Annotated in this window: 17 protein-coding genes; 12 read left to right on the top strand and 5 right to left on the bottom strand. The window is 35.2% G+C overall.

What is annotated here, in order from left to right:
• Positions 1 to 17 precede the first annotated feature (17 nt).
• Complete coding sequence (locus J3U23_RS07240; protein WP_065563370.1) at positions 18 to 482, top strand: NfeD family protein; 465 nt, start codon at positions 18 to 20, stop codon at positions 480 to 482.
• Between the two features lie 154 nt (positions 483 to 636).
• Here J3U23_RS07240 and bglX read toward each other — a convergent pair whose 3' ends face one another.
• From bglX to dapD, 3 genes are all read right to left on the bottom strand, one after another.
• Complete coding sequence (gene bglX, locus J3U23_RS07235; RefSeq protein WP_267338887.1) at positions 637 to 2898, bottom strand: beta-glucosidase BglX; 2262 nt, start codon at positions 2896 to 2898, stop codon at positions 637 to 639.
• 266 nt (positions 2899 to 3164) lie between these two features.
• The gene (locus J3U23_RS07230) at positions 3165 to 3656 is read right to left on the bottom strand and encodes a YajQ family cyclic di-GMP-binding protein (RefSeq protein ID WP_065563368.1); all 492 of its coding nucleotides are present in this window, start codon (positions 3654 to 3656) and stop codon (positions 3165 to 3167) included.
• Positions 3657 to 3749: 93 nt separating this feature from the next.
• Positions 3750 to 4574, bottom strand: a complete 825-nt coding sequence (gene dapD / locus J3U23_RS07225; protein ID WP_065563367.1) for a 2,3,4,5-tetrahydropyridine-2,6-dicarboxylate N-succinyltransferase — start codon at positions 4572 to 4574, stop codon at positions 3750 to 3752.
• 218 nt (positions 4575 to 4792) lie between these two features.
• Here dapD and J3U23_RS07220 point away from each other — a divergent pair, with 218 nt between their 5' ends.
• The 4 genes from J3U23_RS07220 to J3U23_RS07205 are packed head-to-tail and all read left to right on the top strand — an operon-like array spanning position 4793 to position 6581.
• Positions 4793 to 5269, top strand: coding sequence for a prepilin-type N-terminal cleavage/methylation domain-containing protein (locus J3U23_RS07220; protein ID WP_267337728.1), 477 nt, complete (start codon positions 4793 to 4795; stop codon positions 5267 to 5269).
• Positions 5263 to 5826: a prepilin peptidase-dependent protein gene (locus J3U23_RS07215; RefSeq protein WP_267338886.1), complete on the top strand. Its 564-nt coding sequence runs from the start codon at positions 5263 to 5265 to the stop codon at positions 5824 to 5826. The genes J3U23_RS07220 and J3U23_RS07215 overlap by 7 nt, the downstream gene beginning before the upstream one ends.
• A complete protein-coding gene (locus J3U23_RS07210; protein WP_267365107.1) occupies positions 5810 to 6250 on the top strand; it encodes a DUF2509 family protein in 441 nt (146 codons plus the stop codon). The genes J3U23_RS07215 and J3U23_RS07210 overlap by 17 nt, the downstream gene beginning before the upstream one ends.
• Positions 6243 to 6581 carry a type IV pilus modification PilV family protein gene (locus J3U23_RS07205; protein ID WP_267337725.1) on the top strand — a complete coding sequence of 113 codons (339 nt, stop codon included), beginning with the start codon at positions 6243 to 6245 and terminating at the stop codon, positions 6579 to 6581. The genes J3U23_RS07210 and J3U23_RS07205 overlap by 8 nt, the downstream gene beginning before the upstream one ends.
• Here the strand turns inward: J3U23_RS07205 and J3U23_RS07200 are convergent.
• Positions 6553 to 7440, bottom strand: a complete 888-nt coding sequence (locus tag J3U23_RS07200; protein WP_267338885.1) for a LysR family transcriptional regulator — start codon at positions 7438 to 7440, stop codon at positions 6553 to 6555. The two genes, J3U23_RS07205 and J3U23_RS07200, sit on opposite strands and share 29 nt — an antisense overlap.
• Before the next feature lie 203 nt (positions 7441 to 7643).
• On the opposite strand from J3U23_RS07200, the gene J3U23_RS07195 reads away from it, so the two are divergent.
• Positions 7644 to 8345, top strand: coding sequence for an HAD family hydrolase (locus J3U23_RS07195; protein ID WP_267338884.1), 702 nt, complete (start codon positions 7644 to 7646; stop codon positions 8343 to 8345).
• Here the strand turns inward: J3U23_RS07195 and J3U23_RS07190 are convergent.
• Positions 8342 to 9079, bottom strand: a complete 738-nt coding sequence (locus J3U23_RS07190; protein WP_220225758.1) for an alpha/beta fold hydrolase — start codon at positions 9077 to 9079, stop codon at positions 8342 to 8344. The genes J3U23_RS07195 and J3U23_RS07190 overlap by 4 nt on opposite strands.
• A 123-nt stretch (positions 9080 to 9202) precedes the next feature.
• Between J3U23_RS07190 and J3U23_RS07185 the strand changes: the two genes are divergently transcribed.
• The 6 genes from J3U23_RS07185 to epmA all read left to right on the top strand — a co-directional run bounded on the left by J3U23_RS07185 (position 9203) and on the right by epmA (position 17394).
• Positions 9203 to 11146, top strand: coding sequence for an exoribonuclease II (locus J3U23_RS07185; protein WP_267338883.1), 1944 nt, complete (start codon positions 9203 to 9205; stop codon positions 11144 to 11146).
• Between the two features lie 192 nt (positions 11147 to 11338).
• A complete protein-coding gene (locus J3U23_RS07180; RefSeq protein WP_065563359.1) occupies positions 11339 to 11578 on the top strand; it encodes a YecH family metal-binding protein in 240 nt (79 codons plus the stop codon).
• Positions 11579 to 11744: 166 nt separating this feature from the next.
• A complete protein-coding gene (locus J3U23_RS07175; RefSeq protein ID WP_220225756.1) occupies positions 11745 to 12401 on the top strand; it encodes a hypothetical protein in 657 nt (218 codons plus the stop codon).
• A 19-nt stretch (positions 12402 to 12420) separates the two neighbouring features.
• Positions 12421 to 13980, top strand: coding sequence for a glucan biosynthesis protein G (locus J3U23_RS07170; RefSeq protein WP_065563357.1), 1560 nt, complete (start codon positions 12421 to 12423; stop codon positions 13978 to 13980).
• Positions 13981 to 14001: 21 nt separating this feature from the next.
• Positions 14002 to 16356, top strand: a complete 2355-nt coding sequence (mdoH, locus tag J3U23_RS07165; RefSeq protein ID WP_267331040.1) for a glucans biosynthesis glucosyltransferase MdoH — start codon at positions 14002 to 14004, stop codon at positions 16354 to 16356.
• A gap of 63 nt (positions 16357 to 16419) precedes the next feature.
• Positions 16420 to 17394 carry an elongation factor P--(R)-beta-lysine ligase gene (gene epmA, locus J3U23_RS07160; protein ID WP_065563355.1) on the top strand — a complete coding sequence of 325 codons (975 nt, stop codon included), beginning with the start codon at positions 16420 to 16422 and terminating at the stop codon, positions 17392 to 17394.
• Position 17395 lies beyond the last annotated feature (1 nt).

Raw genomic sequence — 17395 nt, 5'->3', positions numbered from 1 at the left:
GAATTAGGTAACAATCAATGACTGATTTTTTAACGGTTATTTATGATTATCCTCACTGGGTATTTATTGCTTTAGGTGGTATTTTACTGATCCTTGAGCTATTGGGAACTTCCGGATATGGGCTTTGGAGTGGGATTGCAGCCATTGTTGTTGGTTTAATAGCTTGGGTTGTCCCTTTATCTTGGCCAATTCTATGGATTTTATTTGCTATTTTTACTTTGGTATCGGCTTATCTTTGGTGGGTGTGGTTAAAAAAACATGGTAAAGATAAATCTGGTAAAAGTGAAATCAATCAACCCCAACAAGAATTAATCGGAATCAAAACCATCGTTACCGAGGCTATAATTAATGGTTCGGGTCGGGTAAAAATAAAAGATGGCACATGGTCAGCAAAATGTAACCAAGATCTAGAAGTTGGACAACCTGTTGAAGTGATTGCTGTTGATGGATTAGTTCTGAAAGTAAAAGCACTCAATAGATAATTGTAATAATAAATGGATTAAATGCGAGTCATTGACTCGTATTTTTTTACCTTAAAAACGTAAACGATATCAGTAAATATAGTCTTAAAGGTTGAAAGATTGAAAGATTGAATAAAAGAACTAAACCGTCGATTAAAACCGACGGTTTTTGTGTTTATTTGTCAAGTAAAGTGAATGTTTGCTTTTGTTTGGTTGTCGAATCTGAGCCTACAAACACATTAAATTTGCCTGGTTCTGCAACATATTGCATTTTGTCATTCCAGAATTTTAACATGTCATATTTGATAACAAATTTTACTTGGCCTTTTTCGTGAGGTTTAAGTGCTATTTTCTCAAATCCAACTAACTCTTTGACAGGACGGCTAACTGAAGCAGTCACATCTTGCAAGTATAATTGGACAACTTGCGTCCCCTCTCTATCACCAGTATTTTCTACATTGGCTATCACTTCGATTTCACCATTTGGCGACATTTCAGTTTTTGATAGTGAAAAATCAATCGTAAAATTGGTATAACTCAAACCATAACCAAATGGAAATAACGGTTCGTTTGGACTATCAAAATAAGAAGTGGTGTATTTACCCATATTGACCGTACCATGAGGTCGACCAGTATTTAATTGACCATAATAAACAGGAATTTGACCAACATTATCTGGGAAAGACATCGGTAATTTACCTGAAGGGTTATAATCACCAAAGAGAACATCAGCTACAGCATTACCACCTTCAGTACCTAAAAACCAAGTTTCAAGCATCGCATCGGCTTGTTCATATTCTTCTTTCACGGTAAGTGGGCGCCCATTCATCAATGCAATAATTAGTGGTTTACCTGTTGCTTTTAATGCTGTAATTAAACGTTTTTGGCTTGCTTGTAAATTGAGGTCAGTTCGGCTTGATGATTCATGCGCCATCCCTTCGGCTTCGCCAACACATAAAACAACAGCATCTGATCTTTTAGCTTGAGCAACCGCTTCGGCAATCATTTTATCAGCAGGTCTTTTATCAAATTTAGTGATCTCTTCATATAAATTTAAGAATTTATAAAGATTTGGATCATCTGAAATATTGGCACCCCATGCATAGCTAACTAATTTTGGATTAACCACAGCATTCTTAATCCCTTCCAAAGGGGTTACGGCTAAATTAGCTCGCCCAGCACCAGACCAACTACCCAAAATATCGCGTTTTGAATCTGCTAACGGTCCAATCACCGCAATTTTTTTATTTTTGCTCAACGGTAAAACATTGTTTTCATTTTTTAACAATACAATACTACGACGCGCAACATCCCTTGCTTCTGCACGATGTAAACGATCGTTGGCGAACATGGTTTCAATATCAAAATTAGGATCTAAATTTCGATGAGGATTTTTAAATAATCCCATATCATACTTCAGTTCTAATACATGACGACACGCTTGGTTAATCTGCTCTTGAGAGATTGCACCTTCATTAACTAGTTCTGGTATAAACTGTAAAAAATACTCATCATTCATACTGATATCAATACCAGCTAGGATCGCAATTCTAACTGCATCTTTAGCGTCTTTTGCCACACCGTGATTAATTAATTCACGAATAGCACCATGATCACTAACCACTACACCATCAAAATGCCATTGATCACGCAGTACCTCGGTTAATAACCAATGATTAGAGGTAGCAGGAATACCGTTTACACTAACAAGTGCAACCATAACCGCTCGGCTGCCTGCATCTACAGCCGCTTTATATGGTACAAGATATTCTTGGAACATTTTTCGTTCACTCATATCCGTACTATTATATTCACGACCAGCTTCAACCGCACCATATAGCGCAAAATGCTTAACGGTTGTCACTAATGATTTTTTATCCTCAAGAGACTGTTTTTGCATTTTTTCGACAAAAATACGTCCTGCTTCCGACGCTAAATAAGGATCTTCACCAAATCCTTCTGACACTCGGCCCCACCTTGGATCTCGCGTAATATCGACCATTGGCGCCCAAGTTACATTAAGCCCATCAGAAGTTGCTTCATCAGACGATACTTCAGCAACTTTACCTATCGCATCACGATCCCAAGTTGCAGCAATCCCTAAATTAATAGGAAATACCGTACGATGACCATGAATAATGTCAAAACCAAAATAAACAGGGATTTTATTCGGCGATTTTAATGCTCTTTCTTGCATTTGTGATAGATCGGGCTCAACTACAGTATTAAAAATACCACCAATTTCACCCGCTTCAATTTGGTCAAGGACTTTGTCTAGTGTAAGATCGCCACCCACACTGATTAATCGCAGTTGCCCTACTTTTTCTTTAATCGTCATCTTTGACATCAAGTCATCAATAAACGCTTTCTTTTCTTCACTATTGGGATTTTGAGCAAATAAAGGGGATGAAAAAATAAAAAAAACGAAAAATAACACGAATTTTTTCATAATAATAAGTATTTTTAAATTTAAGAGGATAGACAAGCGGATAGCATAACGTATTTAACTAAAAAAATCTCGTTATTTAGAAATAACATCCCTAAAAATAAAGATAAAAGCATTTATTCTTAAAAATATAAGCTTCAAAAAGTGCGTTCCTCAACTTTTTTTAAGATTTATTAAGAAAATAGATAAAAAAATATTGCCGAAAAATGCTTTAAAAGGGAATCATCAAGTCGGCAATAATAATGAATGAAGATCTATTAATCGCGGAAATTAGTAAATTGGAAAGGTTGCCCTAATTCACCATTTTTGACTAGTGCCATGGTTGCTTGTAAATCATCACGAGACTTACCTGTAACGCGAACCTGCTCACCTTGTACTTGAGCTTGCACTTTAAGTTTACTGTCTTTAATCAGCTTAACTATTTTTTTAGCTAACTCTTTATCGATACCTTGTTTTAGTTTGACCGTAATACTATAAAATTTTCCGCTATGTTCCAGCTCTTCCGGAATTTCTAGCGCTCCGCCATCAATACCACGTTTAGCCAACTTATCACGTAAAATATCCAATAGCTGTTGAACTTGGAAATCGGATTGGCTAGTTGCTTTGATGGTTTCATTTTTTTCATTGAGCTCAAAAGATGCTTCGACATTTTTGAAGTCCCAACGAGTAGTCAGTTCACGAGTCGCATTGTCGACACCGTTTTTAACTTCTGGCATTTGAATTTCTGACACAATATCAAAAGAAGGCATAAATTTTCCTCTTCTAATCGTTATAAATATTACTTATTTTAAACAACTCTTTTAATTGCCGCCACAATATTTACGGCGGCATTATTATTAAGATTAATCGATAGTACGAAGTAATTCGTTGATACCAACTTTACCTAAAGTTTTAGCATCGACTTTTTTCACAATAACTGCACAATAAAGGCTATATTTGCCATCTTTAGTTGGTAAGTTACCTGATACCACAACCGAACCAGCTGGAACACGTCCGTAATGAACTTCACCAGTTGCTCGATCATAAATTTTAGTACTTTGACCAATAAATACGCCCATTGAGATCACACTGCCTTCTTCAACAATCACACCTTCAACGATTTCACTACGAGCACCAATGAAACAGTTATCTTCGATAATAGTTGGGTTTGCTTGTAATGGTTCTAACACACCACCAATACCAACACCACCCGATAAGTGAACATTTTTACCAATTTGTGCACATGAACCAACAGTTACCCAAGTATCAACCATCGTGCCTTCATCAACATAAGCACCGATATTTACGTAAGATGGCATTAATACGGTATTACGAGCAACATAAGCACCTTTACGCGCAATTGCTGATGGAACTACACGGAAGCCTTCTTGTTGGAAGCGAGCTTCATCATAATCAGCAAATTTTAATGGCACTTTGTCATAATAATTTGTTGCGCCACCATCAATAAGTTGATTTTCATTAATACGGAAAGAGAGCAATACCGCTTTTTTTAACCATTGATGAGTCACCCAATCGCCATTAATCTTTTCCGCGACACGCATTTTACCGCTGTCTAATAGAGCGATACATTGATTAATTGCATCACGTGTTACAGTATCAACATTTGAAGGCGTAATTTCAGCACGACGTTCAAATGCTGCCTCAATAATAGTTTGTAATTGTTGCATTTCTCGTTTCCTTTAACTTTAAGTCCGTTAGCAAATTTAATTGGGCAAACAGTATAATATAATATGCAGTTATTTTTAAGTGGTTTATCGTATCATTGAGATTTCTCAAAAAGGATAAATTATTTGGAATACCTTTCACAAAATCTGAACAATATTTAATACAGTTGTTTTCTTTGAATATAAAGTTGAATCCTCATTAAATCTTGTAACAAAAAATAATGCAAAACGATGGATTTTCTTTAGTAGAACTTTTATTTGTTATCTGTATTGGTGCTATTTTGGCTTCAATAGGCGTGCAACATTGGAAGGAATTACAGCTCCGTAACGAACTTACTACTACCACAAAACAGCTAGCCTATTTTTTGGAGGAAGTCCAAGCCAAAGCTTATAACGCTAACGAAAATGTCCACATCTATTATTTTTTGACACCTTGGTGCTTAAGCATCAGCAAAGGCGAAAAACCAGCGACTTGCCAAGAAGGCTCTAGCTATTTTATTAAACCCAACAATTCTGTTGAATTAAATGATTTAGCCGATAAAAAAACCATCTCTTTTTGGGGGCGAAAAAATATGGCTCAAACCGGTACATTCGAATTGCATAATGCCATTGGCACCACACAAATTATTATTTCATATCGAGGGCGGATTCGGTTTTGTAAGAAAAATAGTTATTTACCAGGGCTGCCGCGATGTTAAAGCAAGATGGTTTTTCGTTATTTGAAATGATGTTAAGCATCACCTTTTCTAGCTTAATCTTCATTGGCATTACAGCTTTTTATAGTAAATTACAATCGATTATACTTCAGCAAAATCTTAATACTCATCTACAAAGGAATATTCATCAAGGAATTGTTAGTATTTCCAAAGATTTGAAACGTGCTGGGTTTATCGCCAATAAACCAGAAAAGATGAGTCAGCAACCAATTGAAATCAACCCAGCAAAAAATTGTTATATCATCCGTTACGATAGCGAGATCCGTAATGATTGGGTTTATAATACGACTATTCCAACCAAATCAGATATCTTTGCGTATCGGCTTTATAATAATAATTTGGAATATAAGGTTGGAACAATCAATTGCGAAGGTGTCAATTGGGAGAAAATTTTCGATCCTCACGACATTAAAATCACTCAATTTTCAATCAAAAAACAAAATAATCATTTTGAGATAGATATTAGTGCTCAGTTGAAGAAAAACAAAAAAATTAAATATCAAACAACAACCATTATTAAAAATGAAAATCCCTTTTAATCGTTCAGTAACTCAATATGATGGCTTTAGCACGCTTTTGATGGTGATCATATTAACCATTGTCGGACTTCTATTGTTAACGGGGTTTCAAACTACCATTGATTCGATAAAAAGGAGTTATTTGATTGAAATCCAATATTATCGTCAGTTTAATCAAGCTAGTTCCAGTTTAAATTGGGCAACCAAACAAATTTGGCAACCGCCAACTGAAGAGTGGCAATGCTTATCTGATACTCAATATCAATTAAAAGCATGTATAAAAAAATCGCGATTAAAAGTGGATAACTACACCCTAGTACGTGGACAGGCTAATGATGATTATTACCTTTATATGTTAATGCATTTTGAAGATAACCAACTTATTGTTGAAAAAGGTCATTGGTTAGATTATTGCCCTGAAAAGAAGATGATTGATTGTGAATAGTAAAAATATAAGTAATAAAAAAACAGCTGGCTTTAGTTTAATTGAAGTTATGTTGTCATGTTTAATGTTTGCCATCATCATGCTGGGTTTTATTCGTTATTTAACCTCAATTATTCATCAACACCACTATTTTCATCAACATTTCAAAGCACAGCAAATGGCGTTTGCTTTACTTGATAGTTACCCTCATACGGTAGATAAAATCATACCAAAAGAGTGGCAATATCAAGTTTACAGCCAACCTTATAGTGCACCTTGTAAAATGGTTTTTATTGATATCACCCCACCGAATCATAAAACGATTAAACAACAACGTTTGTTATGTGATTGATGTTCATTTCTAAAAATAAATTACGCTGTTTATTTTCAATTTTTTCATTCCATGCAACCGCAATATCCCATCCCGTTTGAACTAATTCAAGCGTGACAAGTTTTACACCTTTAGGTAAAAAATGACAAACACTAGCGGGCACAAAAGCAATGCCATTTTTGGCAGCAATTAAAGCCAAAAGAGAGGGAAGATCATTCGTCGCCCCGCCCTGTTTTGGTATAGCGTTTATAGCCTCAAGTAATAATTTTGTTTGCTCGGTCAAACAAGGCGCCAAGCAGGGGTTTATATGTAATAAGGGATGCGTTTCTAGTACATCTTTAAGATTGTTCCTACTGACTTTTAGATTATTTGGTACTGCTAGCACGATATACTCTTTAAATAACATAATTGAACTCAATGACTCTGGCACAGGCATACGGACAAAACCAATATCTAATTCCCCCTGCATTAGCAGAGTAACTTGCTCGTTTGAGGGAAGTTGTTTTGCTGAAACATGGCATTGCGGATTTCTTTCAGAAAAAGTTCGAATCCATTTAGGAACATGTTGAAAACAAGATATGCCAAAACCGATTGAAAGAACTCCATTCATGTTTTTTTTAATATTATTAGCAAAGAGTAAAAATTTCTTATTCTGTTGTAATAGTTTTTTTACTTCAGGATATAGCGCCTTCCCAACTTCAGTTAACTTTGCGCCATTTCGACCACGAACAAACAGTCTTCGATCAATTGCTCGTTCAAATGCTTGAATTTGTTTAGTTAACGCGGGTTGTGTTATAAATAATTGCTCAGAAGCGACACGGTAATTCCCTACCTCAACAAGTGCGACGAAAGCTCGTAGCAACTTCATTTCAATGTCCATATCCATTCCTAATTGTTATCAAATCAGTCATTTTTTTCATTATACATAATTACTTTTACTATTTATATTAATTTCAATAAGTACAATTAGTTATGAATAAAATTAAGATATTTATTGTTAAATGGACGCTCTTCTATAAGTCCAAAGATTCAATGTAAATAGTTAAATTCTTGGCTAAGGTTAACGCACGGGGTAAAAAACTTATGAGTAAGGCAATAAAAAAAATTTCTGCGGTTTTATTTGATATGGATGGGGTTCTAATTGATTCAAATACCGTTATTGAAAAAGCATGGATTGAGGCTGGCAAGTTATATGGAATAACCGTCAAGGATGACGATATTATTAAACATATTCATGGCCAACCCGGGCCACATACGATTAAAGCACTGTTTGGGCATCTATCAACTGAAGCGCAAAAAAGTGTTCAAGACTATATCATGCACGCTGAAAATACTGCTGATTATGATCCAATACCAGGTGTTGCACAATTAATACATGCCTTAGCGAAAGCCAAAATTAGGGTGGGGATTGTAACCAGTGGTTGGCGCGAAAAAATAGATCGAATAATGGCAATGTTGAATATTCAGGAATGTATTTCTGTGATAGTGGAACGAAACGATGTGGCTCGTGGAAAACCCTACCCCGATCCTTATCTTCTTGGCGCTAAACGCCTTATGCTACCACCCGCTGAAACGTTAGTATTTGAAGACTCAATAAGTGGCGTGACTTCAGCAGTTGAAGCTGGCGCCTATTGTGTTGGAATAGGCGATGCTGAGCTTATCAAACACGGAGCACAAACTGTGATCCCAGACTTTTCAAAAGTTAACGTGATAAATGATAGCATTATTGTGTTGGATGACGACCATAAGCTCATTTTAAACAATGCATCAACCACAATCGATTAGATGAAGCTTTTTGTATGTAAAAGTTGTAAAACTTGCTGAGTTTTTTCTGCATGAACATTATGACCCGCACCTTCTACTATTTCAATTTGAGCATTTGGAAATTGGCTAAATATTGCTGGATAATCCTTATCAGTAATATAGTTTGAATTTCCACCTCGGATGAATAATGTCGGTACGTTACAAGGTGAAATTGTGTGCCAATCGCATATATTGTCATATTGATCAATAATGACTTGAGCATTAAACAACCAATGCTGATGTTTAAAAGATTTAAGTAAAAATGAAATGGTCGGGGCACTTAAATCATGCATAAGTTCAATAATCTGCTTTTTATCAGTTAATTGTTGATTAATACATTTTTCTAAAGCGTTAAGAACAGGTGCATTTGCCGTTTGAGTATATTTAACTGGCGCAATATCAATGACACAGATTTTAGAAACAGGAATAAGTTGGCTTAATTGCATGGCAACTTTTCCTCCCATTGAATGGCCGATTAATATAATATTTTGTAACTGCAAATCATGACATAACTCAGCAACATCTTCAGCCATCACTTCATAATTCATGACATTTGACCATGGTGATTGACCATGATTGCGCAAATCAACCTGAATAGTTTGGTAATGACTAGACAGATCTTTAGCTAACATATTTAAATTATCTAAGCTTCCAAATAAACCATGCATCAATAAAATTGGTTGATTATCACCCTGTATTTTATAGTTTAATTTCATTATGCCACTCTACAATTTATTGTAATTAAGACTGTTTCGTCATCACTAATAAACAATTCAATAACCCCAAAAGCATAACTATGATAGAATTTAGTTCAAATTTTTCAATTAATATTAAAAACTATGTTTCAAAATAACCCGTTACTAGCCCAACTAAAAAAAGAATTATATGAGCAAAAACCTCGTGTTGAAGGTATCGTCCGAGCGCATGAAAAAGGTTTTGGCTTTCTAAATGTTGACAACAAAACTGACTACTTTATTGCTGTTTCGAAAATGAAAATGGTTTGTCATGGTGATAAAGTTTCTGGCACTATTTCCACCATTAACGATAAAACATCATTTGAACCTGAAGTATTAATTGAAAGTAGTTTACAAAAATTTATTGGCAAAATTGGTTTTTTAGATAATGCGATGGTCATTTATCCCGAAAATATACCTGTCAATTTTGCCATTCGCTGTAAAGTTAATCCTGAAGTAAAGCAAAAATTAAAAGAAGGTGATTGGGTTGTTGCCACCTTACAATCTCATCCATTAGAAAAAAATAAAAATCATTTTCTTGCTGAAATAACAAAATTTATTGCCAGTGCTGATTCAATTTATCAACTATGGCTTAAAACTTTGGCTCGTTATAATTTAGAAGACAAAGCTCCACAAGCTGAATCTTTAATAATTTCAGAGACTGAAAAAGAAAATCGTCAAGATTTAACGGATATTCAATTTTTTACAATTGACAGTGAAAATACCGAAGATATGGACGATGCGATTACCATTTCACAAGATGATATGGGTAATTATAACCTGATGATCGCCATCGCTGATCCAACCGCATATATTGAGCAAGATAGTGAAATCGACAATATCGCAAAAAACCGAAACTTTACCACCTATCTGCCCGACTTTAATATTCCAATGTTACCAAAACAGTTAGCGGACGATCTTTGTTCATTAAAAGCTAATCAAAAACGTCCAGCTATGGTTTGTAAAATTAAAATTGATAAAAATGGCGAATTTACGAATGATGATATCAGTTTTTTACCCGCATGGATTGAATCGAAAGCTAAGCTTTCTTACCACAATGTGTCTGAATTTTTAGAGAATCGTGGTGATTTAAATATCGATGACGCGGCAATAAAAAACCAACTAAAATTATTATCAGAATTGGCAAAAACACGGATAAATTGGCGCCAACAAAATGCGTTAGTTTTCAAAGTGAACAATGATTATCGATTTATTCTTGATAATAATCGTCAAGTAAAAACAATCATTAAAGAATCACGTGGCATCGGCAATAATATTGTTGAAGAAGTGATGATTATCGCTAATTTAGCGCTCACCATGTATTTGAAAGAAAACGTAGGTACTGGCGTATTTAACACTCATTCAGGCTTTGATACCAAATACATTGAACAAATATTAAAAATATTAGCAGACAATGGCATTACAGATTTTGATAAAGAATCACTTACTTCATTTGAAGGCTATGTTAAATTCCGCCGATTAAGTGATGATAATGACTTCTTATCAACACGATTAAGAAAGTTCCAAACACCTGCTGATTTCTCTATAAAACCAGAACCTCACTTTGGTTTAGGATTTGATGCTTATGCAACATGGACTTCACCAATTCGAAAATATGGTGATATGATAAACCATCGTATACTTAAAGCCTCGCTTAAAGCAGAAGCCTCAACAGCTCCATCAAACGAACAATTAGAGAGCATGGCTGATAGACGTAAAAAATTACGTTTAGCTGAGCGTGATATTGCCGAAAACCTTTATTGCCAATATTTATCTAACAAAATAGGACAAGAGTTCGCAGCGGAAATATTAGATATCAACCGTGGCGGTGCAAGAGTTCGTTTAAATGATATTGGCGCATTAGCATTTTTACCACTGTCAATGATTCATGCCGTGCGCGATGAAATATCAACTAGTCCGGATGAAGGGCTAATTAAAATTAAAGGCGAAACTGCATACAAAATTGCTGATTTGATCACTGTTAAAATTCATGAAATTAAAATGGAAAATCTATCGGTTATTGTGAAACTGAATGAATCTAACTCTTAAATTCCCTAGTCAATTTAATCAGTTACAAACTATGATTAATAACCCTGATAATTATCAGGGTTAAGCTAAAAAATATTAATAATATTTTTAACATTTATCCTCTTTTTTTTAATAATAATATCTGCTATCTTTCACCGCTCAAAAAAATAAAAAATAAAGCTAGTTTAAACTGCTATATGGAGAGGAAAAAAGATGTCAATTCACGGCCACGAAGTGTTACAAATGATGGATGGGAATGATTATACTGAATCATCTTTACTAGAAGCCATACACAAAAAATTCGGTACCGAGGCTAAATTTCATACCTGTTCCAACTCCGATATGAATGCCGAGCAACTTATTGCCTTTTTAAAAGCAAAAGGAAAATTTAAGCCGGCTTCAATTGATGATTCACAATTTACCGTCGATGTTCGAAAAATATGTCGACATTAATAAAAACTTACAAAAGAATAATAAATGCGTTTTTATAAATTTAATGTAATCATCTAGTGTTTTTAAAAGAATAAGAGTATATAATTTCGCGCTACGGCTCCACTAAAAAGTGTAAGTTGCTCATCCTGAAATTACAACTCAAGAATATATTCGTGGAATTTGATATATGAAAATAAGTAATATCCTTACATGCGCCATTGTCTCTATTCTTGCCGCAGGCTGTGTAAAAAACAATACGTCTTCAACCGATGGTAAAACTAAAGTTGATCAGTTAGCGATTTTAAAGCAACAATCTGAACAAAATAATTCGTTTGTTGTGGACGCAAAAAAACAATTACTTCAACTCGTTGGAGACAAACACTTTGACAGCTATATAACCAAACACGGTATTTTAAACTGTAAAGGTGACAGCAACCAATCTGCCTGTGTGCTAAATTTTTATCTCAAAGAATTCTACAAGCTAAAATATGACATTCAACTTAAAAGAGTCGTCGAGGAAAACCAAGCTGAACATAATCTTGAGTTGAAAAAAATCACACCAACTGATAGTAATGTTAAAAATTACTGTCAATGGTCAGCAGATTTTATTGAAGCAGTTTATACTAATGATACCAATAATATAATCCAAAGTTATCAAACTTTATTTAAGATGTCAGTGCAAGATTTGGCCGCTTTAAAAGCTAAAATTCTCAAAGATAACTACTCTCACTTTTTGATTGATGAAAACCCAAGTATTCTTCAAGAGATGAGAAGCGACTTTATGGAAAAATGCTTAAGTAGCCCTAAAGACAATATTATCAATTACAACAATATTTTTAGATAATACTCAAGTGAGTCTTTTTATGTACAATTTATTACCTATTAGTCGATTTAGTAAAACATTAACTTGCAAGATAGTTTGTATCGCATCTTTATCTTGTTTAAGTTTTTCTTCATGGGCTTTTACATTTAACGATGTTGTGACACAAGCAGAAAAACTATCAAAAAAAGCTTACGTCCAACCATCTAAAAATATTCCTAGTGAATTATCGTCACTACAATTTGCCGATTATCAAAAGATTTATTTTAAGCATGATAAAGCATATTGGAGCGATCGCAAAAGTCGTTTCAAACTCGAATTTTATCATGAAGGTATGTATTTTGATGTACCTGTCAAAATTAATGAGATTGTAAACAATCAAGTTAATGAAATTAAATTTAGCCCAGATTACTTCGATTTAAGTCCTATTAATTTAGATAAGTTAGATACTAAAAAACTAGGCTTTGCTGGATTTAAAGTGCACTATCCAATCAATAACCCAGCAAAAACCGACGATGAAATATTTACCGCACTAGGTGGTAGCTATTTCCGTGCTGTTGGTAAAAATCAGCATTATGGTCTTTCAGCGCGTGGACTTGCGATTGATACAGGCGAAATGTCTGGCGAAGAGTTTCCACGTTTTAAAGAGTATTGGATTGAACGCCCAGAACCAAATCAAAAACATTTAGTCATTTATGCCCTACTTGATTCTAAAAGTGTAACAGGGGCTTACAAAATTACCTTAATCCCAAGTGTTGATACTACTATTACTGTAGAAGCCAAAGTATTCTTCCGTGATTCAGTTAAAAAACTTGGTGTGGCACCACTGACTAGTATGTTCTTATTTGGCCCTAACCAACCATCACCACTATTAAACTATCGTCCAGCAATGCACGATTCTAATGGACTTTCAATTCAGGCCAAAAATGAGTGGATTTGGCGTCCATTAAATAATCCTAAACGCTTATCTTTTTCATCATATAGTTTAGAAAGCCCTAAAGCATTTGGTTTAATTCAACGTGACAAAGGTTTTGATGACTATCAAGATCTCGACGACCATTACGAACTTCGTCCAAGTGTATGGGTTGAAATATTGAATGATTGGCATAAAGGTCGAGTTGAATTGGTTGAAATCCCTACCGCAGATGAAACCAACGACAACATCGTTACCTACTGGGTACCCGAAAAACAATATAAAGCTGGTGATGTGTTAGATGTTAAATATCGATTACATTATTCACTCAACGAACAACAACGTTATCCAAAAAATGAAGCTAGAGCAGAAAGTACGCGCTTATCATTAGGTGATATAAAACAAGCAAACTTAATACGTAAACTTGATGGTTCTAATGCTTATGTTGTAGATTTTGTTGGTCCAAACTTATCAGAGCAAGACCCAGTTGACGTTATTTCAAGTATTAATAATGGTTCAATAGTTAGCTGTGATACACAATACAACTCTGTAACAAAAGGTTGGCGAGTACTAGTGCGATTCAACGTTGAAGATAACAAAAAACCAACTGACATTCGCCTTCAATTATCGTCGAAAAAATCACATACGATCGTGTCCGAAACTTGGAGCGGACAATTTCCGGCTCAATGATCTTAATAATAAGCACATAACATGAAAAAAGATTATTTCGAAAACCTATCTGACGCCGAATATTGGCGTCAGAAATCGGAAGACTTGCCAAACGATAAACTCGAATTTCTAAAATATCGACTCAATCAAGTTGGCAAAACTGATCATTTTAATGATGAAAGAAAACAACAACCAACTTATCCAAAAGTTGAGCGTGTTTCGGTTCAACCACAAATTTGGAATGAACGTTATAGTCCTCAATCCAAACCTGGTCTGAATATCATCGCACTTATTCGTCGTTTAATTATGTTTGTGCTTATTGCCATACAAACTTATTACGGCACAACTTACTTATCAACCTTATTACCTTATCAAAGCTGGCAACAAATCAATTTTATGGCAAATTGGGATATCAACCCAGAACTTGCCATTTACAGCATCATTCCTTATATCATACAAGGTTTTATCATTGCCTTATTTGCTATCCTATTTTGTTGGATTTCAATAGGATTTTGGACTAGCATCATGGGGCTTATTTTGGCGGTGATCAAAAAAGATCGCTACACTATTGCCATCCCCAATGATCCTGCTAACCACATTGACGCCAAACATCGTACTGCATTAGTCATGCCAATTTGTAATGAAGATGTTTCACGGGTATTTGCAGGGCTAGAAGCAACTTATGAATCGCTAGTTGAGACAGGACATGCGCAGTGTTGTGATTTTTATATTCTAAGCGACACCAATGATCCCGATCTCTATGTCAATGAATTAAAAGCATGGGCTGAATTTAACGCTAAAAAAGCTGACAATGGTTGTAATATCTTTTATCGCCACCGTAAGCGTCGCGTAAAACGTAAAAGTGGTAACATCGATGACTTCTGCCGTCGTTGGGGGCACCAATATGAATACATGATGATTCTTGATGCCGATAGTATTATGACCGGTGATTGTATCTTAAAAATGATCGCAATGATGGAAATGAATCCAAAAGCAGGTATTTTACAGTCTCCGCCTAAATCGGTCAGAATGACAACCTTATATGGTCGTATTCAACAATTTGCCAATCAAATATACAGTGATATTTTTTGCTCAGGTACTCACTTCTGGCAATTAAGTGAAGCCCAATATTGGGGTCACAATGCTATGATTCGCCTAAAACCATTTATTGAGCACTGTATTTTATCGCCATTACAAAAACGTAAAGGCCCTATTCATATCTTATCGCACGATTTAGTTGAAGCGACGTTAATGCGTCGTGCAGGTTATGGCGTATGGATTGCGTATGATATGAATGGTAGTTATGAAGAGCTACCAGGAAACATGATAGAAGATCTCAAACGCGATAATCGTTGGTGTATGGGTAATTTGATTAATTTGCGATTAATCTTTAAAAGTGGAATTACGTTAACTCACCGTGTGATGTTTTTAACCAGTGGTATGGCTTACATCTCGTCACTATTGTGGTTAATCTTCTTGATCTTCTCTACACTCTTATTATTAGTGTTCAATATATCTGAACCACAATACTTCTTCCAACCTAACCAATTTTATCCAACGTGGCCAAAGTGGGATGAACAATTAGCTATTCAATTACTTTCAACCACAATGGTATTGCTATTTGCACCTAAACTGTTTAGTTATGGCATTATTATTGCTCGAACAGGTGCAAAAGATGTGGGTGGAATATTCAAATTATCATTATCGATTTTAATTGAAATGGTATGGTCGATGATCCTTGCACCAATCCGCATGATCTTCCACAGCAAGTTTGTGGTTAAAGCATGGCTGGGTAGCAAAATTCAATGGAAATCACCAGCAAGAAACGATGATGCCTTAACTTGGGGCGAATCATTCTACTTCTGTTGGCCATTATCGCTACTAGGCATAGTTTGGTTATGTGTGATTATTTGGTTAAATCCTCAATTTACTTATTGGTATATAGCGATATTAATTCCATTAACCATTTCACCATTAGTTGTTCGTATTTCTGGCTTATCAAGTATTGGTATGAAAGCCAAAAAAGCAGGGTTATTCTTAACACCGGAAGAAACCCATCCGTCGCGAGCAGTAAAACTAACTGGTGACTATTTAGTCCAAACCGAAGCTGCTTTTATTGAACATGGCTTTATTATGGCGCTTGTCGATCCAATTTATAATGCGTTAGCCTGTGCATTATCGACTTCTCGTCATTTACCTAACTCAAAAAATCAACAGTTGCGAAAACAACTTATTGAGCATTATCAACAAGTGGATTTAGAAAAAATTAGTAAAGAACAACAATTAGCGATCTTAGAAGATCCAATTATTCTTTCTGCACTTCATCGCCATATCTGGCATCAACAAGAAAAATACGACAATTTGTTCACATTGTGGCAAAATGAATGCCAGCAATAAGAAATAGGGCTTAATGCCCTATTTCGTCTTTTAGAAATTAATCAATATGCATGGATATTTTTTATGACTTGGCAACCTACTGCATCTATTAATAATTTACTTAAGCGCGCTAAAATTGTATCTAAAGTAAGACAGTTTTTTGCTGACCGCTGTATTTTGGAAGTGGAAACCCCGACCCTAAGTCAATATGCGGTAACCGATGTACATCTTAGTTCATTTCATACCTTATTTTTAAAACCTGGTGAAAACGATGAACAACAAGGGCGAAAAATGTCATTAATCACTAGCCCTGAATATCATATGAAACGGTTATTAGCTGCTGGAAGTGGACCGATTTATCAAATCTGTAAATGTTTTCGCAATCATGAAGAAGTAAGCCGTTATCATAACCCTGAATTTACAATGCTCGAATGGTATCGTATTCAATTTGATATGATGCAAATGATCAACGAAGTGGATGATCTACTGCAAAGCATCCTAGATTGTGAACCTGCGGAACGAATCTCTTACCAAAAGGCATTCCAACGTCATCTTAATATTGACCCACTAGAAGCTGATCACGCAACTTTAGTTGAAGCTATCAAACAACTAAATATTGAACTCAATACTGATGATTATGATCGCGACACCTTATTACAATGTTTATTTAGTTTTGGCGTTGAACCGCATATTGGACAAGAAAAACCTATCGCTGTTTATAACTTCCCTGCCTCACAGGCAGCTTTAGCAGCGATCAGTTCAGAAGATCATCGTGTAGCAAGCCGTTTTGAATTTTATTACAAAGGGGTTGAACTAGCTAATGGATTTAAAGAACTCACCAATCCGCAAGAACAAAAGATGCGTTTTGAACAAAATAATATTGATCGAGCAAATCAAAACTTACCACCACAAAACATCGATATTGAATTAATCGCGGCTATGGAAGCAGGTTTACCCGATTGTGCAGGTGTTGCCGTTGGGCTTGACCGCTTAATTATGTTAGCACTTGATGCTATGAATTTAGATGATGTGATTTCATTCACGTTTGAAAGGGCTTAAT

Source organism: Gilliamella sp. B3367, from assembly GCF_026536825.1.
Lineage (GTDB): Bacteria > Pseudomonadota > Gammaproteobacteria > Enterobacterales > Orbaceae > Gilliamella > Gilliamella apicola_E.
The sequence above is the reverse complement of the archived record's forward strand: the minus strand, read 5'-3'. Positions and strand labels throughout refer to the sequence as shown.